This window comes from Pseudomonas sp. MPB26 (assembly GCF_046605355.1).
GTDB lineage: Bacteria > Pseudomonadota > Gammaproteobacteria > Pseudomonadales > Pseudomonadaceae > Aquipseudomonas > Aquipseudomonas cedrina.
Window position 1 is genome coordinate 5,149,513 of record NZ_CP176793.1, and the last position, 23,236, is coordinate 5,172,748.

A 23,236-nucleotide genomic window follows, 5' to 3' on the forward strand; every position below is an offset into this window, starting at 1 on the left:
CACCCATGCAACGCCTATTCCTGAGCCTGTTGATCTGCCTGGGCTTCGCGCTCCCGGCCACCGCCCATGCCTGGTGGCAGGACGACTGGCACTACCGCAAGCAGATCTCGGTGGACACCACCGCCCAAGGCGCGGCGATCAACCAGGCCCTGGGCCGCACCGCGCTGCTGGTGCGCCTGCATACCGGCAACTTCAGCTTCGACGGGGTCAAGGACGACGGCTCCGATTTGCGCTTTGTGAGTGCCGATGACAAGACCGTGTTCAACCACCAGATCGAAAGCTTCGACCCGTTGATGGGCATGGCGCTGATCTGGGTCGATGTGCCCAAGGTCGAAGGCGGTCAGCGCCAGGATCTGTGGATGTATTACGGCAACCAGAAAGCCGCGGCCAGTGCCAACGGCCAACTGACCTTCGACCCGAACTACATCGCGCTCTACCACTTCGACGGCGCCAACGGCACCCCGGCCCGCGACACCACGGCCTACGCCAACACCGCGTTGAACGCCACCGGTGCGAGCATCGACGGTGTGATCGGCCGCGCCTTGCAGCTCGGCGGCCAGCCGCTGATGCTGCCGGCCAGCCCATCGCTGCAACAGGCCGCCGGCGGCGCGTTCACCTTCAGCGCCTGGCTGCGCCTGGACCAGGCCAGTGGCGAGCAAGTGCTGCTGGCCCGTCGCGACGCTCCTCACAGCCTGTTGCTGGGCGTGAACCAAGGCATGCCCTTCGTCGAAATCGACGGCCAGCGCGCTGTGTCGACCCAGCCGCTCAACCCCGGCCAATGGCAGCACCTGGCATTTACCGCCGAGGGCGCCAAGGTCACGCTGTATGTGAATGGCCGCGAAACCGCGACCCTGGCCGTTGCCTTGCCGGCGTTCAATGCCCAACTGGCGATCGGCGCCGATCTTCCGGAGGCGGGCAGTACGCATCTGCCTTTCGCCGGGGCCATCGATGAGCTGCGCCTGTCCAAGGTCGCGCGCCCGGCCGCGCTGTTGCTGGCCGATGCCAGCGCCCAGGGCGCCGAGTCGAAACTGGTTGCCTATGGCGTGGACGAAGAACAGTCCGGCATTGGTTTCGGCAGCCTGGGCTTCCTGCTCAATGCCGTGCCGGTGGACGCCTGGGTGATCATCCTGGTGCTGGTGGCAATGATGTTCCAGTCGTGGGTGATCATGCTGCGCAAGAACCGCCAGGTCAGCCGCCTCAGCAGTGCCAACGAAGTGTTTCGCGAGCACTTCGCGCAAATCGGCACCCGCCTGGAGATGTACGCCGACGATACGCAACTGGCCGAGCGCCTGACCCATTCGTCGCTGTGGCGCCTGTACCTGGTGGCGGTCAAGGAGATCCGCACCCGCCGAGCCCAGGGCGCCGACACCTCATCGGTCTCGGCCGCGACCATCGAAGCCATCCGCTGCTCCATGGACGGCGTGCGCACCCGCGAAAACCAGGCGCTCAGTTCCAAGCTCTCGACCCTGTCCAACGCCATCGCCGGCGGCCCCTACATTGGCCTGCTCGGTACGGTGCTGGGGATCATGGTGGTGTTCCTCGGCACGGCGATGGCCGGTGACGTCAACATCAACGCCATCGCCCCGGGTATGGCGGCGGCCTTGCTGGCCACGGCCATGGGCCTGTTCGTCGCGATCCCGGCGCTGTTTGGCTACAACCGCTTGATCACGCGCAACAAGGAAGTCAGCGCGGACATGCGCGTGTTCGTCGACGAGTTCATCACCCGCCTGGCGGAGATGCACGGCGAGAGCCAGCACAGTGAAGCGGCGCACCGCGTTGCGCATCACGCACCGGTTCCGGCCTGAGGAGAATCGCCATGGCTTCCGTAAATAGCGCCCATGACGATGACGATGATGCCGCCGTCGACAGCATCAACATCACGCCCCTGGTGGACGTGCTGATGGTGGTGCTGGTGATGTTCATCCTCACCGCCACCGCCCAGGTGTCGGGCATCCAGATCCATTTGCCAAAGGCCAGCGCCTCGGTGTCGCTGTCGGAGGCCAAGACCAAGGCGATCTCCGTGAATGACGGCGGGCAGGTGTTCCTCGACGCCTACCCTGTGACCCTCGGCGAGCTGGAAGAACGCCTGCGTATCGAGAAAGCGCTGAACCCGGATTTCCCGGTGATCGTGCGCGGCGACGCGATGGTGCAGTACCAGAAGGTCATCGAAGTGCTTGACCTGTTGCGCCGGCTGGAGCTGTCCCAGGTCGGGCTGGTCACCGGCAAACCGAGCCAGGGCTGAGCCATGACTGCACAGATCCCGATTGCGCCGATGCCCGTGAAGAATAAGCCGCCGCTGCGCCCGCTGAAGTGGGGCGTCGGCCTGTTGCTCGGCGCCGTGGCGGCCTGGTTTTTATGGCAGTGGGCCAATGACATGAGCGGCGTGCGCCGCGAAGCGCCGAAGGTGCCGACGATTATCCCGTTGCCGCCACCACCGCCACCGCCGCCGGAAAAACCCAAGGAACCTGAGCCTCAGGTCGAGGAAAAAATCCCCGAACCGGTGCCCAGCCCCGAACCGGAGGAGGTCAAGCCGGCCGAGGAAGCACCGCCTTCGCCCGCCGATGACCTGGCCAACCCGATGCAGATCGATGGCGACGCCCAGTCCGGCAATGACGGTTTCAACATCGGCGCCGGTAAAGGCGGCGGCATGGCCGGCAGCGGTGGCGGCGGCGGGTTGGGGACCGGCACGTACAAGCAGTACCTGGCCGGCACCTATCAACGGCTGATGCGCGAGAACCCTGAATTACGCAAGAAGGCTTTCTCGATACAGATAGACCTGTGGCTGGGCGCCGATGGCCAGGTCACCAAGGCGTTGGTGGCCAAGTCCAGCGGCGATGCCGAGACCGACGCGCAAATGCTCGCCTTGATACAGGCGCCGCGTGCCACACAGAAGCCGCCGGCGTCGCTGACGCTGCCCATGCGCCTGTCGCTCAAGGGCCGGCGCCCGGAATGACCGAACACGTGTTCTTGGATTTTTCTCAACGGATTTTTGTAGGAGTTGCGTACACATGATTTCCCCCGTGAATCGACTGACCCTGGCGGTCGGCATGGTCATCGCGACCCTGGTCGGCCAGGCGACGGCGGCCCCGGTCGCCCCCTCGGAAAACGTCACCATCAACCTGATTCGCCTGCTGGTGCAGCAAGGCGTGCTCAAGCAGGAAACCGCCAACGGGCTGATCGCCCAGGCCGAGAAAGAAGCCCAACAGGCGCGCCAGGCGAACGCTGCGCCGGTGGTTGCCAGCGGCCCGGCGACTGCTCCTGGCGATGTGCGCGTGCAGTACGTGCCGCAGGCGGTGCGCGATCAGATTCGTGACCAGGTGAAGGCTGAGGTCATGTCTACTGCGAAAAAGGAAAACTGGGCGCAACCCAATACCTTCCCGGATTGGATCTCGCGCATCAGCTTTGACGGCGATATCCGTTTGCGCGACGAGTCGCGCTATTTTTCGGGTAATAACAGCAACAACATTACTGACTTCGCCAAGCTCAACGACACCGGCCCCTACGACGTCAACAAAAACTCCAACACCAGGTTCCCACCCTTGCTCAATACCCGCGAGGACCGCGAAAACCTGTTCCGCCTGCGTGCACGCCTGGGCATGAAAGCGGTGCTGTCGCCGGAATGGACCGCCGGCATCCGCATCGCCACCGGGTCCGACAATAACCCGGTGTCCACCACCCAGACCCTGGGCGGCGGCTTTGGCAAAAAAGACGTCTGGCTCGACCAGGGTTACCTCACCTGGACCACCACCGACTACATGAAGTTGACCGCTGGGCGCATCGGCAACCCGTTCTATTCCACCGACATGATGTATTCCAACGACCTCAACTTCGACGGTGTGGCGGCCATCTTCAATCACACCCTCAACAGCGAATGGGGCCTGTTCGGCACACTTGGCGCCTTCCCGGTCGAATACACCTCCGACACCGCCAGCGCCAACGGTATCGACAAGGAAGACAGCGAGACCAAATGGCTGTTCGGCGGGCAGATCGGCGCGGACTGGAAGATCAATCGCAGCAACCGCCTCAAGCTGGCGGCCGCCTATTACCAGTTCCAGGATATCGAAGGCGAGCGCTCCAGCCCTTGCGCGCCCTGGGCCGGCGCGGCGGGGTGCGACACCGACGGCACGCGCGTGGCTTTCATGCAAAAAGGCAACACGGTGTTCAACCTGCGCAACAACACCACCAACCCGGCAGACCCTGCCCGAACGCCGGATCCTCAGTTCGTAGGCCTGGCCTCCAAGTTCGATGTGCTCGACCTCAACCTGGTCTGGGACAGCGAATTGCCGAGCGACTTCAAACTGCGCTCCCAAGGCAACTTCATCCACAACCTGGCCTACGACAAGGGCGAGATGCTCAAGCGCAGCGAAGGCGAGATCGTCAACAACATCAGCAGCAAAGGCCAGTTTGAAAGCGGCGGCAATGCGCTGATGGTTTCGTTCACCCTCGGCAGTGCGCTGGAAATGCGCAAGCGTGGCGACTGGAACGTGCTGGCCGGCTACAAGTACATCCAGCCCGACGCCTTGCCCGACGGCTTCAACGATTCGTCGTTCCACCTGGGCGGTACCAACGCCAAGGGTTACTTCATTGGCGCCAACTACGGCATCGAAAAGAACATCTACGCCAGCGCGCGTTGGCTGAGCGCGTCCGAAGTGTATGGCCAGCCGTTCGAAGTCGATGTGATGCAACTGGAACTCAACACGCGCTTTTAATGCGCAGGGAGATGCCACATGAACACACGAATCTGCGGGCTGCTCTTGGCGTTCGTTGCCACGGCGGCTTCGGCTGAAGGCATGGAGGAACGCCTGCGCACGCAATTGCGCAGCACCACCCAGCAATTGCAGACCCTGCAAAGCGAACAGGCCCAGGCCAGCGCGGCGCGCCTTGCCGCCGAAAACCAGGCCAAGCAGGCCCAGGCGCAAATCAAACAGCTGACGGCTGAACTCGCCCAGGCCCGGGGCGTGGCCGAGCAACTGGCCGGTCAGCAACAGAACCTGCACAGCCAGGCGCAGGCTCAGGTGGCGGCGAGTAACGAGCAGATCGGCAAGTTCAAGAAGGCCTATGACGAACTGCTGGTGCTGGCCAAGGGCAAGGAAGCCGAACGCGCCCGCTTGCAGGCGTCCTTGAGCGAACGTGACACGCAAGTGCAGCAATGTTCAGTCAAGAATCAACAGATGTACGGCGTGGCCCAGCAGCTGCTCGCGGCCTACGAAAAAATCGATGTGGCCCAGGTGATGAGTATCCGCCAGCCGTTCGCCAGCAGCGCGCGGGTCAAGTTCGAGGAACTGGCCCAGGGCTTTGGCGACGATTTGTACAAGAGCCGTTTCGATGCGCCCCAGGCAACCGCCAATCATTGATAGAGACAGGGAAGAATTAACATGACCGATTTGATCACCAGCGTCACCACCCAGAGCCTCACCGAACTGCTGCAGGAAGCCGGTTACCGGGTCAACCAGACCGAACAGAACGGCATCGTACAGTTGCTCAGCGCCAGCCAGGGCATCGGCTTTGCCGTGCGTTTCGGCAACCCGGCGGCGGAGCAGGGCGCGTACGTGGACTTCACCTACAGCTGCGCGCTGCGCATCCAGGGCGAGTTGCCTGAAGGGTTGGCCCAGGTGTGGAACGCATCGCGTCGCTTTGCGCGGTTGTCGGTGCAGGGCGAATTTTTGCTGATGGAAATGGATGTGGTGGTGGCCGGCGTCGGCGCCACGCACCTGCGCAGCCAACTGGAGCTGTGGGACCGCCTGTTGCAGGAGTTTATCGTCTACCTGCGTGAGTACAGCCAGCAGGCGGCGCAGTTGCAGGCTGCATCGATTGGCGAAGAGGCGCCTGTATTGTGAAAAAACCAACCCTGTTGGTCGGCGCGGGTGCGCTGGCCTTGCTGGTGGTGGCGGTGGGCTTGAGCCTGCGGCCGGGCAGCGACCCGGTGGCGGCGCAGCAACCGGAACCGGTGATCAACCCTGTATCGGCCGGCCCGGCGGTGGCCCGCCTGGGCAATCAGCAGATCGACCTGACGGAACTGAAAACCGTACTGGCCAGCCTGCCGGCCGAGTCCCGCGAGCAATTGCGCGGCAACCGAGGCGCGCTGGAGACCTGGATTCGTTCACGCCTGGCGCAAAAAGCCGTGCTCGAACAGGCCGATGCCCAAGGCTGGCGCCAACGCCCCGAGGTGGAGCAGCAGACCCGCGCCGCCACGGAGCAGATCGTGTTCCGCGACTACATGCTGTCGGTCAGCCAGGTGCCGGCCGACTACCCCAGCGCGGCGGAGTTGCAGCAGGCTTACGACGGTGGTAAGGCGCAATGGGTGACGCCGCCGTTGTACCGGGTAAGCCAGATTTTCCTCGCGGTGAACGATCCGCAGAATATCGAGGCCGTACGCCGCCAGGCCCAGGAACTGAGTCGTCGGGCCCAGGCGGCGCCAGCGGATTTCGCAGCCCTGGCCACGCAGTTTTCCCAGGACACCGACTCCGCTGCGCGCGGTGGCGACTCAGGCATGCAACCCCTGCAACAACTGGTGCCGGAAGTGCGCAGTGCGGTGTCGCGCCTCAAGGTCGGCGCGGTGTCGGAAGTGGTGCAGAGCGCGGCGGGGTTTCATGTGCTCAAGCTCACCGGTCAACAACCGGCGCGCACCGCAACCCTCGACGAACTGCGTGAACGCCTGACACAGGCCTTGCGCACCCAGCGTCAGGAACAGATCGCCAAGGCCTACCTCGAAGGCATGCTCAACACGGCGACCCTGAGCATCGACGGCGCCGAGTTGAACAAGGTGCTGGAGTAACCCGCATCACTTCGCATTGGATGCACCGATCGACAAGACAGGGAGTCTCCCATGGCATTACTGGAACCGTCCGCCCCTCAAGGGCCGTCCGTTTATCGCGCGCCGGCCGAGGCGCGCGGCCCCTGGCTGGCCCTGGCCGATGACATTGACCCGGAGGTGGCGCGCTATTTCCTGGTGAGCGCGCGCTGCGGTTGCTTCATGCAGGCGGCGCGCAGTCTGAATATCAAGGCCACGCTGTTGCGCAAGCGCCTGGCGCAGCTGGAACAACAGGTGCGCCATTCGCTGTTCAGCTACCAGGGCAATGGCCTGGTGCTCAGCCGCGATGGCCAGCAGTTACAGGCGCAATTGATTGCCCTGGCCCACGAACGACGCTTGCCGGTGACGGAGCAGCCGTTGATTCGGCTGGCGGTGGCTGAGCCGATCCTGCACGACATTCTTGGGCGCGACCTGATCGCTTTGTTGCGCCGCAATGCCAGTGTGCGCCTGGAGATCATCTCCATCGACAGCCGGTTGTCGCTGCAGGCGGTGGATGTGGATGTGGTGCTATGGCTGTCGGAGGCCGATGGTCCCGAGCCTGGCCCGAGCTTTGCCACCCAGCCGCCACGGGTTCTGGCGCGTTTGCAATATTTGCCGCATATCGCCAAGCGTTATTCACGGCTGACGACACGGCCGGACAGTGTGGAAGACCTCGACGACTACATGCTGGTGCAGTGGCAACCTGATGCACAGGTGGGCGCGTTGCAGGCATGGAACCACGTGGTGCAGCAGCGTTTGGCGGCAGTGGTGCAGGTGCATGCGTATTCGCTGATGCTGGAGATGATTCGCTGCGGCGCCTGTATCGGCTTGCTGCCGCACTATATGAGCAGCTTCGACCGTGGCCTGGTGGCGCTGCCGGGATTATTGGCCGAGAGCATGCAACGCCAGGTGTGGATGGCGGTGAATGTGCAAGTGCGCGATGCCGAGGCGGTGCGAATGATTGTGGAATTGATCGTTGGTACGTTCGAGGGACGGCGGGAGTGGTTTGATTGACGACTCTGCCGTCTAACCCGCTCAAACTGCGAGGGCTTCTTCGCCCATAAAAAGAACCGTGAAGGGCTCATCCTAGCGTTGCAACACGCCACGGAAAGTTGCACTCAGTGCGCGCAACGTCTCTTTTGAACGGCCATCGCTGATGCGGCTGTAGAGCACCACTTCGCTGACGGGCAACGGTGGCAACCCGTATTGCTCGCTCACGTCCACCGCGCCAGCCGGGGCCACGCGGGGGGCAAGGGCGGCCACGCCCAATCCGGCGCTGACAGCGGCACCCACGGCCATTACACCGCCGCCGACGAATACTTCGGTCCAGTCGATGCGCGCTGCGTCAAGTGCACGTATGGCCAAGTGGCGAACCCCGCAGGGCGCGGCCATCGTCGCCATGCGCAGCGGCATGCCGGGGGTGTGCTGCCAGGTGGGGGCGGCGAACCAGCCAAAGCGTTCCAGCACCAAGACTTCACCGTCGTGGCGTTCGCCCTCGTTGCGCACGATGACGGCGTCCAGCTCTTGTCGATCGAAGGCGGCGACTAAATCGCGGGAGGGGGCGATGCGCACTTCAAGGATAACCATAGGGTCGTAGGCGGCCAGGCGACTGAGCCAGGTCGGTAAGTCGGGGCCGGCCACGTGGTCGCTGATGCCAATCACCAGGCGTCGCGGCGTATTGCTGTTCATATCGCCCAAGGCGCGCTCATGGGCGTTAAGCAGCGCACGGGCGGCCACGATGAACTGCTCGCCCTGCGGTGACAGCCGTACATGCCTTGGCGTTCGTTCGAGCAAACGATAGCCGATACGCTCTTCCAGGCGCTTGAGCTTGAGGCTGATTGCAGCCTGGGACGTGTCGAGAGCCTCGGCGGCACGGGTGAAACTGGCAAAATCGGCGACCAGTACGAAGGCCTGGACGGTGTCGATATCCAGCGGTTTGAGCGCCTCGGTCATATTCAATGCTTATCTCATTTATATTGAGTCATATGTTGTTGTAATCACGGCGAGTGCGCAAGCTGAACGCTCATCTTGCCTGGGAGTTCTTTATGTTCGCCAAACAGTACTCGCACCGTTTACCCGCCGACTACGACATGAACCTGATTCGCCGACGAGCCGCGCAGTTAGGCCCGTCGTGGGATCACGCCGAAGGATTGCTGTTCAAGGCGTTCGTCGCTCAGGAGCGCGGCGCCAATGTGTATTCGTCGGTATACCTGTGGTCCGACCCCTTGCAGGCCGCCGACTTTCTGCTGGGGGAGCGGTTTCAGAAAGTACTCGATAGCTTTGGCCGCCCGCATATCGAGAGCTGGCTGCCGTTGGATCTACAACGTGGCCCGGCGCAGGGCGCGTTGAGTCTGTACCGGGAGGAATGGCCACTGGAACCTGGCGCGGATCGGGCCGAGGTCTTGGCCAAGGAGAAGCGCCGCAATCAACAGGTGGCTGATTGCAGCGACACATTCGCGGTGCTGCTGGCGCTGGATGTGCAGGCGTGGCGCCTGGTGCGGTTTACCCTGTCGGCCAAGGCGCTGGACGCCGAGCATGCTGGGACGGGTTACCAGGTGCTCTATCTGGCACAAGGCGTTGCGCCTGGGCGATAACTGCGCCAGTCTTAGTGGCCTCATCCAAGTCATTGAGGCAAACCGTGCCGCAGTCCACTCGTTTGACACTCATTTGCCATGCCGTGACGCCTCAGCAGAAAAAGGGCAGCTTTCCCGATGACGAGTCCGTCGCGATGGATTGGCGAAATGCAGGTTTGTCCCTTGCCGGTCGTTACAGGACCTCGCGTTTGTTATGCGGCCCCGAGGCTCGTACCCGGCAGACGGCGGGTATGTTCGGCAGCCATCCCGTGGTCGAGAAAGCCTTGCGTGATGGCGACCTGGGCCGTTGGAAAGGTAAGGACATCAACGAGGTTGATCGTAACGAGTTGATAGATTGGCTTGGCAACAGCGCCAGTACAGCCCATGGCGGCGAATCCGTGGACCATGTGTGCACACGGGTAGGGCGGTGGATGAAATCCCTCGAAACCCGCCCCGGGCATGTTGTCGCCGTCACCCATCCGCTTGTGATCCGCGCCGCGATGTTGTACGCCATGCAGTTTCCGATCTCGATGTTCTACCTGATCGACGTCGAACCTTTGTCCGCAACCGAGCTGCGCTTCAACGATGTATGGCGCCTGCGCCTGCAAACTCACGCCTAGGCGCCTGAGCATGGCAAAATCCACGCCCCGCACTGAGAGCAACCCATGAAACGCATCCTGATCATCGGCATTGGCGCCGGCAACCCTGACTACATCACGATGCAGGCCGTGAAGGCGCTGAACCGCACCGACGTGTTTTTCCTGATGGACAAGGGCCAGAGCAAGGACAAGTTGATCGACCTGCGCCGCGAGATCTGCCAGACCTACATCACCGAGCCCGGCTACCGCTTCGTCGAGGCCGCGTGTCCCGAGCGAGCGCGCGGCGATATCGACTACACCACGGCCGTGCAGGACCTCAACCGCGACAAGCAGCAGGCCTTCGAGCGCATGATCAACGAGGAGATGGCTGACGGTGAAGTGGGCGCTTTCCTGGCCTGGGGCGACCCTGCGCTGTACGACAGCACCATTCGCATCCTGCAGGCGATCCTTGCCACTGGCCGTTGCACCTTCGAGTTCGAAGTGATCCCCGGTATTACCAGCGTGCAGGCCCTGGCCGCGCAGCACAAAGTGGCGCTGAACCGCATTGGCAAGTCCGTCGAGATCACCACCGGGCGGCGCCTGGCGGCGGGGCAGGCGAGTGATGCCGATACCCTGGTGGTCATGCTCGACGCCGAAGATTCCTACCGCACCGTGGCCGATCAAGACCTGGAGATTTATTGGGGTGCCTACCTGGGCACGCCGGACGAGATACTTATCAGCGGCAAAGTCTGCGAGGTAGCGCAAGAAATCGAACGGGTGCGCAAGGCCGCGCGCCTGGAAAATGGCTGGATCATGGACACTTATCTGTTACGCAAACCATGAGGTCACCTCCCATGCTCAAACTGTTCGCCCTGGCGCTGACCCTGCTGGTCGGCACCGCCCATGCCGACGATACGCTGCACACCGATTTGCCGTTGTCTTACCTGGAACAGACCCAGGGCGACGCACGTAACCAGCCGCTGGTGATTTTCCTGCACGGTTTCGGCAGCAACGAGCAAGACCTGTTCGGTATCAAGGACGCGTTGCCCGCTACCTGGACCTACTTGTCGGTGCGCGCGCCCATGCCGGTGGACGCGAATGGATTCCGCTGGTTTACCAAGACCCCCGGTGACGGTGAGTACGACGGCGTGACGGCCGACCTGCAGAGCAGTGCCCAGGTGATCAAGGACTTTGTCGGCAAAGCCACCGCCAAGTACCACACCCGCAGCGATCGGGTGTTCCTGGTGGGTTTCAGCCAGGGCGCGATCATGTCGTACGAAGTGGCGTTGCGTGACCCGCAGTTGGTGCGTGGGATTGCGGCGTTGAGTGGCAGCGTGTTGCCGGTGCTCAAGGCGCAGTTGAAGCCGGATGCGGCACTGGACAAGTTGGCGATTTTTATCGGCCATGGCACGGTGGACCAGGTGCTGCCGTATGCGTCGGCGACCCGGGCGAATCAGGTGCTGACGGGGTTGGGGTTGAAGCCGGAGTTTCATGGGTATGCGGGGATGAATCACACCGTCAGCGAGGCGGAGGTGCAGGACTTGAAGGTCTGGCTGGAGAAAAGCCTGAAATAGACGCGGTTGAAAATGTGGGAGCGGGCTTGCTCGCGAAAGCGGTGGATCAGTCATATATCCTTCACTGATACACCGCATTCGCGAGCAAGCCCGCTCCCACATTTTGATCGAGTTACTTGCCGCCGGTAATTTGCTTCACCAGCGCGGCGTGCCCTTTCGCATCATCAGCCCGCGAAATTGCCTGGATCACCAATAACTGATTACCCGAGCCACCCAGGAACGTGGAGTTCAAGGTCTTGCCGCCGCCCTGGGTCGCGGTGCTGTCCACCTGGCGCAGGCCCAGGCCCTTGAAGGTCAGCTTTTTCTCGCTCTGTTTCTTGAAGTCAGGCAGGGCGGCGCTCTGGTCCTTGATGAAACCGGCCACGGCGCCGTCAAGGAACTGCGCGTCGTTGTCCTTGATGCTGACCCCGTCGTTGCGCAGGGTCTCGGCGACAATCACCACGCTTTTGGTGGTCTGGTTGGCGTACATCGTGCCTTGGGTATCGGCTGTACCGTCTTCGGCCTTGCCGGCCGGCAGGGTGTCGGCAACATAGGCCTTGGGCAGGGTGAAGGTGAACTTGCCGCCCAAGGTGGAGATGGTTTGTGTCGCCGGCTTGGACGCGGCGAAGACGCTGCCGGCGGTCAGCGCGAGGGCCAGCAGGGCGGCGGTCTTGGTGAAAGTGGCCATGAAGCGCTCCAGGGATGAACGAGGTTGCGGCGTATTCTGTCAGAAATTTCGCAAAATCGTTCATCCCCAGCCTCACACCTTGTCGGACTCTTCCTCAAGTCGATCCATCTCGAACAGCCGCGCCAGTTCCGCCCGCGCTTCCTGGGCGGTTTGCATGACCTTGGCGGCGTCGTCGTATACCGCATGTTGCGCGGCCAGCACTTGCAAGTCGTGATTCTTGAAGCGGGTGATGCGTGCGTCAGCCTGGGCTTGGCTCAGGCCGAGGCCCACCAGGGTGCGGCGGCTCATTTCCAGGCTGGAGTAGAACGTCTCGCGAATCGGCGAGGCATCCAGGTCCACCAGGCGATGCACGTGCTGGCGGTTGCGCGCGCGGGCGATGATCTTCATGTGCGGGTAGAGGTTGCGCACCAGTTCGGCGGTCTTGATGTTGATCTCCGGGTCATCCATGGCGATCACGAAGAACTCCGCCTGGTCGACCTTGGCCGCGTGCAGGATCTCCGGGCGTTGCGGGTCGCCGTAGAACACCGGCATGCCACCGAAGCTGCGGGTCAGTTCGATGGTTTCCACCGAGGTGTCCAGGGCGATGAATGATATGTTCTGCGCGCGCAGGATGCGCGCGACGATCTGGCCCATGCGGCCCATGCCGGCGATGACCACGCGCGGTGCGTCGCTTTCGATGGCGCGGTATTCCTCGGGTACTTCCACCGGCTTGACCTTGGGCTTGAACAGCTTCGGGCACACCAGCAACAGCAGCGGGGTCACGGCCATGGAAAGGGTGATGGTCAGTACCAGAATGTCGTACAGGTGGGGTTCGAACAGGCCCTGGTCGCGACCGATCTTGAACACCACGAAGGCAAACTCGCCGCCGGCCGCCAGTACAACGCCCAGGCGCAGGGCGCTTTCGCGGTTGAGATCGCCGACCAGGCGGCCCACGGCGTACAGCAGTGGCAGTTTCAAACCGATCAGCAGCAGCGTCAGACCGATCACCACCAGCGGCGAGCTGAGCAGCAAACCGAGGTTGGCGCCCATGCCCACGCTGATGAAAAACAGCCCCAGCAACAAGCCCTTGAACGGCTCGATCTGGGATTCCAGTTCGTGGCGGTATTCCGAGTCCGCCAGCAGCAGGCCGGCGAGGAAGGCGCCCAAAGCCATGGACACGCCCACCAATTCCATCAACCAGGCGGTGCCGATCACCACCAACAACGCGGTGGCCGTGGAGACTTCGCGCAGGCCGGTCTTGGCGACGATGCGAAACACCGGTCGCAACAGATAGCGACCGCCGATGATCACCACGGCGATGCTGCCCAAGACCTGCAAGACATGCCTCAGGCCCTCGGCTTCGGTGGTCGGATGGTTGCTGCCGGCCAGCAGCGGCACCAGGGCGATCAGCGGGATCGCGGCGATGTCCTGGAACAGCAGGATGGCGAATGCCAGGCGACCGTGTGGCTGGTTCAACTCCTTGCGCTCGGCCAGGCTTTGCAAGCCGAAGGCCGTCGAGGACAACGCCAGGCCCAGCCCCAGCACGATGGCGCTGTTCCACGACTGGCCAAACAGCCACAGCGCTACCGCGCCCATCACTACGCCGGTCAGCAGCACCTGGGCCAGGCCGACACCAAACACCGCCTTGCGCATCACCCACAGACGCTTGGGCGACAATTCCAGGCCGATGATGAACAACAGCAACACCACCCCCAGCTCGGAGAATTGCGCGACGCTTTGCGGGTTGCCAATCAGGCCCAGTACCGACGGGCCGATGATCACACCGGCAAACAGATAACCCAGCACCGCGCCCAGCTGCAGACGCTTGGCCAGGGGCACGGTCAGCACGGCGGCGAGCAGGAACACCACGGCTGCTTGTAACAGGTTGCCTTCATGGGGCATTGCGAACTCCAGGATCTTCGAAACTAAATCGACAGGCGCGTATTAGAGCGCTTTTTACAATTTGATAATTGTGTTTTTGCAGCGTGTGGAACTGAATAAAAGCCTTATTCCTGTTGAGAACTGACGGTTCTGCGGCTCGTCTGGAAAGACGTACAAACAATTCCCCAGCGTGAGCGAGTGGCGGTTCGTCCGGTTCGTCTACTAATTTTTATGCTCTTGAGTTTATATTCCTTGGGTGGCATATTTTGGGAGGCATTACGTGGAGAGGGCCCAACCCATGGCTAAAAAATTCGCTGAACTTCAAGCCGGCATGACGCCGGAGTCTCGAGCCGAGGCAAAGCAGTTGTTCCAGCAACACCTCAAGGAAATGCCCCTGCACGAGCTGCGCAAGGCTCAGCAGTTGAGCCAGGAGAACCTGGCCAAGGCATTGAATATCAACCAGGCGGCCGTTTCCAAGATGGAGCGGCGCACCGACATGTACATCAGCACGTTGCGCAATTACATCCGTGCGATGGGCGGTGAGTTGGAGATCATTGCGACGTTTCCTGATGGTCAGGTCAAGATCGACAATTTTGCCTACTGAACGCGGGTGCAATCGCCAAGCCTCGTGCCGTGCATGATTGGATAGACCAACGGAGGCCTTTTCCCCCAGCGGCACGCCTTTGAAACGCAGCCTTTGATACTATCACCCTCCCTCGTCACCAGGAGTCACCGCCCCATGCAGCAGCAGTGGGATGAAATGCACCGTACCCGCAAGCCCACGTTCTTACTGTGTGGCGAGCCCCAGGGCGATGTGCTCAATCTCTACGTTCACGGTTATTCGGCGTTCTTCAACCGGCAACAACTGGGTAGCTTCAAGGCGCAGTTGGCAAGCATCGAAGGTTCGACCAACCTGATGCTGTTCTGGCCAGCCGGACATTTCCTGGAAAACCTGTTTGCCCCCTTCAAAGATGTGATGGGCGCGATGCTCGGCGGCGGTAGCCTGGGCGCGGCCACGGTGGGGGTAGGCAAGGCCATTGCATATTTTCTCGATCACTATAAAAGCGTCGAGGCGCGGGTGGACGAAGTTGCCAGGAGCCTGTTGCCGGAACTCGCCAGCTACCTGCACGGTGAGTCCCTTGAGGTGCGGCGTATCAACCTGATCGGCCATTCCCTGGGCGCACGCATTCTGGTCAAGAGCCTGCTGGCCAGCCCTGAAACCGCCCGCGAACTGCCGTTGGACAACTTGCTGTTGATGGGCGGTGCGATCTGCACGTCAAGCCCGTGGGATGAAGTGTCGGCGCCGCTCAAGGGACGCGTGATCAACTGCCATTCCAGCAAGGACTGGGCCCTGGCCATGAAGCCAGATACCGAGCGCTGCATTGGCCGTTACGCGATACCGGTGACGCCGGCGCTCAAGACCAAGGTCACCAATGTGCACCTGGCAAGCTTCGACCACGCCGCCTATTGGCCGCAGTTGCAGACAGTGGTGCAGTACACCGACCTGTTGCACGAGCGGCGCGGCATGATCCGCTCCGACCAGCGCAGCACCGAGGTACGTTTTGCCGAAGAGGACGCGCAGCTGTTCCCGGCGCTGGTGCAGGCGCGCCCGGAAGAGTTGAAGTTCCTCGCCGAACTGATGGCGCAAAAGCGCAGTGCATCCGTCGATGCCACGGTGCGTGAGCCGCTCAAGCTGGCCATCGAGCTACAACGCATGGGCGGCGATACCTTTATGAACCTGGCCCGCGGCCATGGCGTGAGTTATCGCCAGATCGCCGAGGATGTGGTGCGGCGCTTGGGAATCAAGTTCGAGGTGCCTCTGGATACCGTTGAATTGGCGGACCTTGAGGCGCAGGTCGCGGAAAAACTCATCGCGCAGTACAAGGACAAACTCAGCCACGCTGACCGGCAGGTGTTCGACGCGCAGCTCAAAGCCGCCGCGCGGAAGGAGCAGGGGATGTTCAGCCGTTTCGATGTCGGCCGATCGGCTACCACGGCGTTGAGTGGCACGGCGTTGGCCGGGCTGACCGGGTTTATCCTGCGCCGTGGTGCAGCTTCGGCGATTCCGGTGGTAGGGCAAGCGGTGGCGGCGGCGATGCTGCTGGTGAGTGGTGTGCGCGCGTTTTCCGGGCCGGCGTATTCGATCACCACGCTGGCGGTGCTGGTGATCGGGGTGATCCGCCAACGCATGGAGCGTGAAGCGCTGAATCAGGAGCTGGACCTGGTGGTGCAGGTGGTCGAAGCGTTCGACCTGCCGCGGGAAACGGTGATGCGCACCGTTGCGTCGGACTGATAAGCTGCGCCTCCATCGAGTGTGTTTGCCTGGAATGCCGCGTGAAATTCAGCCTGCCAAAAATCGCCACCGCCCCGTTTTGCCCGCCGGAAGTGGCGGGCTCCGTCGCCGTTGATCCCAAGGCCTCGTTTTTCAAGCGCGTGCTTATGTTCGCAGGCCCGGGCCTGCTGATTTCCATCGGCTACATGGACCCGGGAAACTGGGCCACGGCCATCGAGGCCGGCTCACGTTATGGTTACAGCCTGTTGTTTGTGGTGTTGCTGGCCAGCCTGGCAGGGATGGCGGTGCAGTGCCTGTGCTCGCGGTTGGGCATCGCCACCGGCAAGGACCTGGCGCAATTGTGCCGTGAACGCTACAGCAAGCGTTCCGCCCGCACCCAGTGGGCGCTGGCGGAAATCTCCATCATCGCCACCGACCTTGCCGAAGTGCTGGGCTGCGCCCTGGCATTTCACCTGCTGCTTGGCGTTTCGCTGACCACCGGTATTGTTATCACCGCCTTCGATACGTTGCTGATCCTGGCCCTCCAGAACCGAGGTTTCCGCCGTCTGGAGGCGATCATGCTGGCGCTGGTGGCGACCATCGGCGTGTGTTTCTTTATCGAATTGGTCTTGATCAAACCCTACTGGCCGGATGTGTTCAGCGGTTTCACCCCGTCATTGTCGGCCATCAGCGATGCCGCTCCGTTGTACCTGGCCATCGGTATTCTCGGTGCTACGGTGATGCCCCATAACCTCTACCTGCACAGCTCCATCGTGCAGACCCGTATGATCGGCAAGGACCTCGCCAGCAAACAGGACGCGGTCAAGCTGGCCCGTATCGACACCATCGGCTCGCTGGCCCTGGCCTTGCTGGTCAACGCTGCAATCCTGGTACTCGCCGCAGCCGCCTTCCATAAGACGGGCCACACCGACGTGGTCGAGATCCAGGATGCCTATCATCTGCTCGACCCGCTGGTAGGCGGTGCGTTTGCGAGCATCCTGTTTGGCGTGGCCTTGCTGGCCTCCGGCCAAAGCTCCACCTTCACCGGTACCATTGCCGGGCAGGTGATCATGGAGGGCTACCTCAACCTGCGGATTCCCTGCTGGCAACGGCGCCTTATTACTCGCGGGCTGGCGCTGATCCCGGCGTTTCTCGGCGTGTGGCTGATGGGCGATGACGCCATCGGCAAGCTGCTGATCCTCAGCCAGGTGGTGCTCAGCCTGCAGCTGCCGTTCGCGCTGTACCCATTGATTCGCATGACCGGCGATAAAAAGTTGATGGGGCCGTTCGTGAATCGGCTGCCGACGCGGTTGCTGGCGTGGTTTCTGTTTGCGGTGATCAGTGGGGCGAATGCGTGGTTGATCGGGCAGTGGGTGTTTTGACTCGTGGTTCAGGTTAAACAAATGGACCTGCATTCGAACGCATCCAGCGTGTCGTCTGGAAGCGGCGAACCAAAGTCTGCTGGGATTATAAGTTTTCCCTTCATCGCGCCGATCCGGCGTCCAGGTTGCAACTCTGCGGCCACGAGCCGGGCAAGTGCGCGTCCATCCTGAGTGATCGTTATGATTTTCCCGGCGCTGGCTTGATGTACCAGTTTTGAAAAGTTTGCCTTTGCTAGATCGAACGTAACCTTAAGTTCAGCGCATGGCGCGTTCATGACTTCTCTCCATGACGGAAGTTGCCAAAGTCTGCCGCAGTGCACGACGGTAAAAAATGCTGGCCAGTAAAATCAGAATTGAACTACTTATTCACGTAGGAAATGTACCCGGCGAACCGCTCGGCTATTAACGATCCCAATACGGCACCGCCCCAAAACATTCCACAAAGTAATCAATCACCGTACGCACCTTCAGCGACAAGCGCCGGCTGCCCGGCCACAACGCGGCAATCTGTTGCGGCTCCAGGGTTGTCGCTACGTCGTATTCGGTGAGCACCGCCTGCAATGTACCGGCACGCAAGCCTTCGCCGATCAACCATGAAGGAAATACCACCAGCCCCAGCCCTTGCTCGGCAGCGTGGGTGAGGGTGTCGGCATGGTTGCCGGTGATCGGACCCTTGACGCTGTAGGGCGTCCAGTCTCCCTGACCTTTGCGGAAGAACCAGCGTTGCTGGCCGGTGATGCCTTTGTAGGCCAGGCACTGGTGGTTGGCGAGTTCGTCGGGGTGTCGCGGCGTGCCATGCCTGGCCAGATAAGCGGGGCTGGCGGCAATGCGAAAGCGTTGCGGTGCGAAAATACGTGCCTGCATGCTGGAGTCGTTGAGCACGCCGATGCGAAACAGCAGGTCGGTGCCATCTTGCAGAGGGTCGACGAAGGTGTCGGTCTGCTGGATATCCAGTTGCAGCTTCGGATAGCGCCGGCACAGCTCGCCAAGCCAAGGTGACAGATGCCGCTGGCCAAACACCATCGGCGCGTTGATGCGCACCAGGCCGCTGGGCTCGCTTTCCTGTTCCTGCAGGGCCTGGCCGGCGACTTCCAGCTGTTCGAGCATCAAGCGTGCGTGCCGGCCCAATAAGCGGCCCGCCTCGGTGGGGCTGACCGCCCGGGTATGGCGGTAGAGCAATTGCTGGCCGAGGGCCTGTTCCATCAGCTGTATCTGCCGGGAGATGGAAGAGGGCGCCAGGCCTTCACGGCGCGCCACTTCGGAAAAACTGCCGAGGTCCAGCACGGCGACGAACAGGCGCAAGGCCTTGAAACTCAATTCATTCAGACCTTGCATCACGTCTCCTGGGTTGTGCGTTTTGTGCAAAGGTGTTGTCGACATGCTCCCATTTATCGCACAGCAAGACCACTGGATAATGCGCGCCATCCAATCCTTTGTTGATGTGCAGGTGATGTATGCAAGCAAGTGCTATCGAGGGCGCGGCCCAGGCCAGGCCGAAGAAAAACCTTCTGCGGCTGCTGCTGTTGCCGCTGGTGATCCTCGCGGGTATGGGCCTGTCGGTTGAAGCGGGGCTGCTCGGGCCGCTGGGTGTGCAGGTGGGCCATTTATGGGCGACCTTGAGCATCTTCGGCGTGGGCTCGGCGATTTTGTATCTGCTGCTGTTGTTCAGTGGCCCGCAAAAGGGCCCGGCGCTGTCCGAGCTGCCGCGCTGGCAGTTGATCGGCGGTTTCCTGGGGCCGATCTACGTGGTGGTGCTGACCCTGGCCACGCCGCATATCGGTATTGCGATGACCATGATCGCGATTTTGTCCGGGCAGGTCGGCAAGAGTGTGCTGATTGACCATTTCGGCTGGTTCGGCACGGCGCGCAAACGGGTCAATGGCGAGCGCTGGATTGCGTTGGCGTTGATTGTGGTGGCGCTTGTTCTGATTGCACGAGGTTAAGGCGATGAATCTGATTCTGTTATTGGCAGTGGTGGTGGCCGCGGGCGCGGTGTTGAGTGTGCAGGCAGCGATCAATGGCCGTCTGGGCCAGGCGGTCGGTGTGTTGCGCGGCAGCCTGTTGACCTTTGTGGTGGGCGCAATTGTCACCGCCTTGCTGATCCTGTTCTTTGAGCCGGCCCAGGCGGTGAGCGTGCTGGATGTGCCGAAATGGCAACTGACCGGCGCGTTGTTCGGGGTGGTGTACATGATGGTGATGGTCGGCGCGGTGCCGATCGTCGGCACGGCCGTGGCGACTGTAGCGGTGATCGTCGGCCAACTGGGCATGGGCATGTTGATCGATAACTTCGGCTGTCTGGGCAACCCCGCCATCGAACTGTCGGGCAGCCGGATCGTGGCGATGGCCTGCCTGGCCCTGGCACTGGTGTTCATGTACCGCAGCAATACCCGTACCGATTGATGATTTGAACCATCGCCGGCGGCGCGCAGTCACTGTTGGAGGTGGGGCGTGCGCCGCACCGGTCACGATCAAAAAAGAGGAGTCTGAACATGCCAGATCAAACGTGTGCCTGCCCACATTGCCGATGTGTGTTGGGCATTGACGCGGTGATGAAGGACGGTAAGGGCTATTGCTGCCAGGGTTGTGCCGAACACCATGCCCATGGCGAGCCGTGTGCGGCGGTAAACGGTTGTGAGTGCGCCAAAGCCGCCCCATGACTGAGCGCAGTTAAAAACTTTGGAAGCCCGCTTGTCTGCAATGGCCATCTCTTTGTAGTGAGCGGGCTCGCCCCGCGCTGGGCTGCGAAGCGGCCCCAAACCAGGCTACTCGGTTCTCTGCGGAATCGGCGGTGTCTTTCATGGGAGCGGCTTCGCCACCCAGCGCGGGACAAGCCCGCTCACTACGAGAGACTTGTCAGCCATTGGGCGTTGTGTAGATGGTGGCTATTGGATTTCCAGCTCAAGCCTCAGGCTATCGTCGGACAAGCGCTGGCTATCCTTGACCACGCCGCTCGTTCGCCGCCCGTCCAGGGCGACCACTACGGTGTGCGCTGCGTGCAGATCGTCTGGCAACGGCTGGAAGACCTTGAGGACCACCCCATCTGTTTGACGCTGCACGGCCACTTGGCACTCGACCTGCTTGGCCATCGGCCCGAACAACGTGTCCTGGGTGTAGTCGATGCGCGCTTTGCCATTGACCGGTTCCAGTGAATTCATGGGTATCTCTCCTCGATCAAGCCTGGGCGCGGGCATCGGAGCGGCGCCACTGCACGCCGGTAAGGCCGAACTTTTCGGCCTGCTCCTGGCTGGTTTTCTTTACCTGTTCACGCGCGAACCTGCCAATGCGGCCGATGCCTGCGTCACAACTCGCCCAATGCCAGGCTTCCAGGTTGTCGAGTTTTTCCAGGCGGATAATGAAAGACTTGGGCTCGCCATGCAGCCTGTAGTCGATCACAAAGAGTTTTGCGTTATTCATTGGTCCATCAACCCTGGTGGTGTAAGCAAGTGATCACCGCCGGCCGCGAAAATTCAGTTGGATTGCCGGGCGGTAGCCATCACCAGGGTTTACTGTTCCTCAGGCTTCGGGAACGCCTTTCTCCCACGCCGACCAGTTCTGGAGGATCGCCTGCACCAACGGGTTGCCCGTGCGGTAGAGGTTTTCCAGCGCCGGTACGAAGCCGCCCTGGTCCGCGTATTTGAGCAGGTTGTCCACTTCGCTGTAGCCGGGGTAGGGGCGGTCGAAGTCCGAGCCGGCGCGCACCACGGCCAGGCGTTGGATGTCCACCAGACCCTCGCGGCTGGCACGCAACAGTGCTTCGTAGGTGGAGTTGTCTTCCTGTTGGGTGGTGCAGTACTCGCCCTTGTTGTCGGTGAGCAGCCTGGTCCAGACTTCGGCGCGTTCGCTCAGGCGTGTGCCGGAGAACCAGGTGTTGCCTGCCAAGGTGTCGCAACGGGTAACCTGTGGTGGCTGGTTGGCCGGTGCCGCAGGGTAGTGTTTGCGCCAGGCGCTCGATTCTTTGCTTTCGCTCAGCTCAACCTTTTGCGACAAGGCAAACGCCTTGGCCTGCAGCTTGGGGTTCAATTCAAACACTTCAGTCTTGTAGTCCAACGGTGGTTTCTCGTTGGGGCCCTTGGTATTGATGCCGATATAGCCCGTCGGCCACGCCTTGGGCGCGTCCCGCGCGTCCAGTTCCCACTGGGTGCCGAACTCCACCAGGTAATGCGCCCAGGCGGCGGTGCCGAGGGTGCCGTGCTTGGGGTTGATGCCGGCGATACCGGCGATCAGGAAGTAGCTCTGACGCAGGTCGAACTTGGGCGACAGCGCCAGGGCCAGCGTGGACGCGGCGGCGTTGGTCTGGCCCATGCCGGTGACCAGCAGGCACACGTCCTGGGTGTTGCAGCGGATCACCGGGTATTCGGCGGACAGCCCTGGTACACGCACTTCTTGCTGGAGTGCCAGGCGATCGATCCAGGTTTGCGCCTCGGGGGCGAACATGGTGATCAGCATCACTTTGGGTTTGATCGGCGCGGGCGTATCCGCCAGCACTACGTGGGGCAGCAAGGCCAGGCCCACGGCCAGCGAGAGTCGGGTAAGTGCTTTCATCTGTAACGCCTCCATCAGAATTGGTAGCCCACGCCAGCGTAATAACCCCAGCCATCGGAGCGGGCGCGGAAGTTGCCTTCGCCGAAATTCAACTCGCTGCCATCTTCCCAGTTGCCGCCATTATGGAAGTAACGGCCGACCAGGGTGAAGCGCAGGTGGGTAAACGAATACAACAGCACGTTGGTCGCCACCAGGGAGTTGGCGGTGCGTGCGGGATTGTCCTTGTGCAGATCCGAGCCGAAGTCGTAGTTGGTGAAGCCGATATAGGTCAGTGAGGCCCCGTTGTCGAACTTGCCGATGGGCACGATGTACTTCATTTGCGCGCGGTAACCGTCCCACGCATATTCATTGCTGGCGCCATAGTTTTCCCATTGGTAGCGCCCGTAGAAGTTGGCCGACAGGTTGACCCGCGAGTGGGTATCGATGTCGGTGCCGAGGCCGCTGTACAGCGTGTTGGCGCGGTTTTCCTTACGGCTGCCGTGGTCGTAAATCCAATCGAACGCCACGTACCATTCCTTGAATGGCCCGATGGCCAGGCTGCGGCCCGCCAAATAGTCGATGGAAATGCGCGGCTCATGCTCCATGAACACCGGCGAGCCGTGGTCCCACACGCCTTTGTCATTGCTGTTACCGATGGTGAGAATCTTCGGCACGTCGATGTAACCGTACAGTTCGAAAGGCCCCTTGCGGCCGAAGTACTCATATTCAAGGTAGATATCATCCTGCGGCTTGGGGCCGAAGCTGATGTCTTTGCTGCCGATCAACGTCAGGTCCTGGTTGAACCAGTCCGACAGGTATGCGCCTTGCTTTGTCGGGCTGGCTTGCGGGCTCTTGGTTTTCGGGCTGAGGGTTTCGCCCTGTGCTGAGTCATCGACGGGTTGCCCCTGCGCCAAAATGGGCGCGCTGAGTACTCCCGTAACGGCGGCCAGTAGCAGGGAAACACCAAGGTTGGCAGGACGCCTTGAGGTGGACTGCATTGAAAATCCCTATTCGTACGC

27 protein-coding genes are annotated in these 23,236 nt (G+C 61.7%); 18 read left to right on the forward strand and 9 right to left on the reverse strand.

Going from position 1 to position 23,236, the window contains the following annotated elements; all coding sequences use genetic code 11:
• Positions 1–5 precede the first annotated feature (5 nt).
• Genes ACLH0H_RS23645 through ACLH0H_RS23680 form a run of 8 tightly spaced genes read left to right on the forward strand, consistent with a single transcriptional unit; the run spans position 6 to position 7,804 of the window.
• Positions 6–1,805 (forward strand): DUF2341 domain-containing protein, encoded by a 1,800-nt coding sequence (locus ACLH0H_RS23645; RefSeq protein WP_411379866.1) that lies wholly within the window; start codon positions 6–8, stop codon positions 1,803–1,805.
• 11 nt (positions 1,806–1,816) lie between these two features.
• Positions 1,817–2,242: an ExbD/TolR family protein gene (locus tag ACLH0H_RS23650; RefSeq protein ID WP_411379867.1), complete on the forward strand. Its 426-nt coding sequence runs from the start codon at positions 1,817–1,819 to the stop codon at positions 2,240–2,242.
• 3 nt (positions 2,243–2,245) lie between these two features.
• On the forward strand, positions 2,246–2,953 hold the full coding sequence (locus ACLH0H_RS23655; RefSeq protein WP_411379868.1) for an energy transducer TonB: 708 nt from the start codon (positions 2,246–2,248) through the stop codon (positions 2,951–2,953).
• Positions 2,954–3,008: 55 nt separating this feature from the next.
• Positions 3,009–4,709: a putative porin gene (locus tag ACLH0H_RS23660; protein ID WP_411379869.1), complete on the forward strand. Its 1,701-nt coding sequence runs from the start codon at positions 3,009–3,011 to the stop codon at positions 4,707–4,709.
• Between the two features lie 18 nt (positions 4,710–4,727).
• On the forward strand, positions 4,728–5,354 hold the full coding sequence (locus tag ACLH0H_RS23665) for a DNA repair protein (RefSeq protein ID WP_411379870.1): 627 nt from the start codon (positions 4,728–4,730) through the stop codon (positions 5,352–5,354).
• A 21-nt stretch (positions 5,355–5,375) separates the two neighbouring features.
• Entirely contained in the window at positions 5,376–5,837 is a 462-nt protein-coding gene (locus ACLH0H_RS23670) for a YbjN domain-containing protein (protein ID WP_411379871.1), read from the forward strand.
• On the forward strand, positions 5,834–6,775 hold the full coding sequence (locus ACLH0H_RS23675; RefSeq protein ID WP_411379872.1) for a peptidylprolyl isomerase: 942 nt from the start codon (positions 5,834–5,836) through the stop codon (positions 6,773–6,775). Before ACLH0H_RS23670 ends, ACLH0H_RS23675 begins: the two co-directional genes overlap by 4 nt.
• Positions 6,776–6,826: 51 nt before the next feature.
• Entirely contained in the window at positions 6,827–7,804 is a 978-nt protein-coding gene (locus tag ACLH0H_RS23680; RefSeq protein WP_411379873.1) for a LysR family transcriptional regulator, read from the forward strand.
• Between the two features lie 72 nt (positions 7,805–7,876).
• Here the strand turns inward: ACLH0H_RS23680 and ACLH0H_RS23685 are convergent, their stop codons facing one another.
• Positions 7,877–8,743 carry a LysR family transcriptional regulator gene (locus ACLH0H_RS23685; RefSeq protein WP_411382454.1) on the reverse strand — a complete coding sequence of 289 codons (867 nt, stop codon included), beginning with the start codon at positions 8,741–8,743 and terminating at the stop codon, positions 7,877–7,879.
• A gap of 92 nt (positions 8,744–8,835) precedes the next feature.
• On the opposite strand from ACLH0H_RS23685, the gene ACLH0H_RS23690 reads away from it, so the two are divergent.
• Genes ACLH0H_RS23690 through ACLH0H_RS23705 form a run of 4 tightly spaced genes read left to right on the forward strand, consistent with a single transcriptional unit; the run spans position 8,836 to position 11,515 of the window.
• Positions 8,836–9,384, forward strand: coding sequence for a DUF4865 family protein (locus ACLH0H_RS23690; RefSeq protein ID WP_411379874.1), 549 nt, complete (start codon positions 8,836–8,838; stop codon positions 9,382–9,384).
• A 44-nt stretch (positions 9,385–9,428) separates the two neighbouring features.
• Positions 9,429–9,983, forward strand: a complete 555-nt coding sequence (locus ACLH0H_RS23695; protein WP_411379875.1) for a histidine phosphatase family protein — start codon at positions 9,429–9,431, stop codon at positions 9,981–9,983.
• Between the two features lie 45 nt (positions 9,984–10,028).
• The gene (cobF, locus tag ACLH0H_RS23700; protein WP_411379876.1) at positions 10,029–10,784 is read left to right on the forward strand and encodes a precorrin-6A synthase (deacetylating); all 756 of its coding nucleotides are present in this window, start codon (positions 10,029–10,031) and stop codon (positions 10,782–10,784) included.
• An 11-nt stretch (positions 10,785–10,795) separates the two neighbouring features.
• Entirely contained in the window at positions 10,796–11,515 is a 720-nt protein-coding gene (locus tag ACLH0H_RS23705; protein WP_411379877.1) for an alpha/beta hydrolase, read from the forward strand.
• 112 nt (positions 11,516–11,627) lie between these two features.
• Here the strand turns inward: ACLH0H_RS23705 and ACLH0H_RS23710 are convergent, their stop codons facing one another.
• Complete coding sequence (locus ACLH0H_RS23710; protein WP_186691702.1) at positions 11,628–12,182, reverse strand: hypothetical protein; 555 nt, start codon at positions 12,180–12,182, stop codon at positions 11,628–11,630.
• A gap of 72 nt (positions 12,183–12,254) precedes the next feature.
• Complete coding sequence (locus ACLH0H_RS23715) at positions 12,255–14,063, reverse strand: monovalent cation:proton antiporter-2 (CPA2) family protein (protein ID WP_411379878.1); 1,809 nt, start codon at positions 14,061–14,063, stop codon at positions 12,255–12,257.
• 277 nt (positions 14,064–14,340) lie between these two features.
• On the opposite strand from ACLH0H_RS23715, the gene ACLH0H_RS23720 reads away from it, so the two are divergent.
• From ACLH0H_RS23720 to ACLH0H_RS23730, 3 genes are all read left to right on the forward strand, one after another.
• On the forward strand, positions 14,341–14,646 hold the full coding sequence (locus ACLH0H_RS23720; RefSeq protein WP_186691715.1) for an XRE family transcriptional regulator: 306 nt from the start codon (positions 14,341–14,343) through the stop codon (positions 14,644–14,646).
• Between the two features lie 135 nt (positions 14,647–14,781).
• Positions 14,782–16,335, forward strand: coding sequence for a DUF726 domain-containing protein (locus ACLH0H_RS23725; protein WP_411379879.1), 1,554 nt, complete (start codon positions 14,782–14,784; stop codon positions 16,333–16,335).
• Positions 16,336–16,376: 41 nt separating this feature from the next.
• On the forward strand, positions 16,377–17,696 hold the full coding sequence (locus ACLH0H_RS23730; protein WP_411379880.1) for an Nramp family divalent metal transporter: 1,320 nt from the start codon (positions 16,377–16,379) through the stop codon (positions 17,694–17,696).
• 8 nt (positions 17,697–17,704) lie between these two features.
• On the opposite strand, the gene ACLH0H_RS23735 is transcribed toward ACLH0H_RS23730, so the two are convergent.
• Together ACLH0H_RS23735 and ACLH0H_RS23740 are read right to left on the reverse strand one after the other, a co-directional pair.
• Positions 17,705–17,971 (reverse strand): type II toxin-antitoxin system Phd/YefM family antitoxin, encoded by a 267-nt coding sequence (locus tag ACLH0H_RS23735; protein WP_411379881.1) that lies wholly within the window; start codon positions 17,969–17,971, stop codon positions 17,705–17,707.
• 127 nt (positions 17,972–18,098) lie between these two features.
• Positions 18,099–19,031: a LysR family transcriptional regulator gene (locus tag ACLH0H_RS23740; RefSeq protein WP_411379882.1), complete on the reverse strand. Its 933-nt coding sequence runs from the start codon at positions 19,029–19,031 to the stop codon at positions 18,099–18,101.
• Between the two features lie 119 nt (positions 19,032–19,150).
• On the opposite strand from ACLH0H_RS23740, the gene ACLH0H_RS23745 reads away from it, so the two are divergent.
• The 3 genes from ACLH0H_RS23745 to ACLH0H_RS23755 all read left to right on the forward strand — a co-directional run bounded on the left by ACLH0H_RS23745 (position 19,151) and on the right by ACLH0H_RS23755 (position 20,353).
• Positions 19,151–19,639, forward strand: coding sequence for a DMT family transporter (locus ACLH0H_RS23745; RefSeq protein WP_076955052.1), 489 nt, complete (start codon positions 19,151–19,153; stop codon positions 19,637–19,639).
• Between the two features lie 4 nt (positions 19,640–19,643).
• Complete coding sequence (locus ACLH0H_RS23750) at positions 19,644–20,096, forward strand: DMT family transporter (protein ID WP_411379883.1); 453 nt, start codon at positions 19,644–19,646, stop codon at positions 20,094–20,096.
• A gap of 89 nt (positions 20,097–20,185) precedes the next feature.
• Positions 20,186–20,353 (forward strand): metallothionein, encoded by a 168-nt coding sequence (locus tag ACLH0H_RS23755; protein WP_076955050.1) that lies wholly within the window; start codon positions 20,186–20,188, stop codon positions 20,351–20,353.
• A 225-nt stretch (positions 20,354–20,578) separates the two neighbouring features.
• Here the strand turns inward: ACLH0H_RS23755 and ACLH0H_RS23760 are convergent, their stop codons facing one another.
• The 4 genes from ACLH0H_RS23760 to ACLH0H_RS23775 form a co-directional block, all read right to left on the reverse strand.
• Positions 20,579–20,851, reverse strand: a complete 273-nt coding sequence (locus ACLH0H_RS23760; protein ID WP_411379884.1) for a hypothetical protein — start codon at positions 20,849–20,851, stop codon at positions 20,579–20,581.
• 16 nt (positions 20,852–20,867) lie between these two features.
• Positions 20,868–21,110: a DUF6555 family protein gene (locus tag ACLH0H_RS23765; RefSeq protein ID WP_186691748.1), complete on the reverse strand. Its 243-nt coding sequence runs from the start codon at positions 21,108–21,110 to the stop codon at positions 20,868–20,870.
• Positions 21,111–21,209: 99 nt separating this feature from the next.
• The gene (locus tag ACLH0H_RS23770) at positions 21,210–22,238 is read right to left on the reverse strand and encodes a purine-nucleoside phosphorylase (RefSeq protein ID WP_411379885.1); all 1,029 of its coding nucleotides are present in this window, start codon (positions 22,236–22,238) and stop codon (positions 21,210–21,212) included.
• Positions 22,239–22,252: 14 nt separating this feature from the next.
• Positions 22,253–23,215 (reverse strand): nucleoside-specific channel-forming protein Tsx, encoded by a 963-nt coding sequence (locus ACLH0H_RS23775; protein WP_411379886.1) that lies wholly within the window; start codon positions 23,213–23,215, stop codon positions 22,253–22,255.
• Positions 23,216–23,236 lie beyond the last annotated feature (21 nt).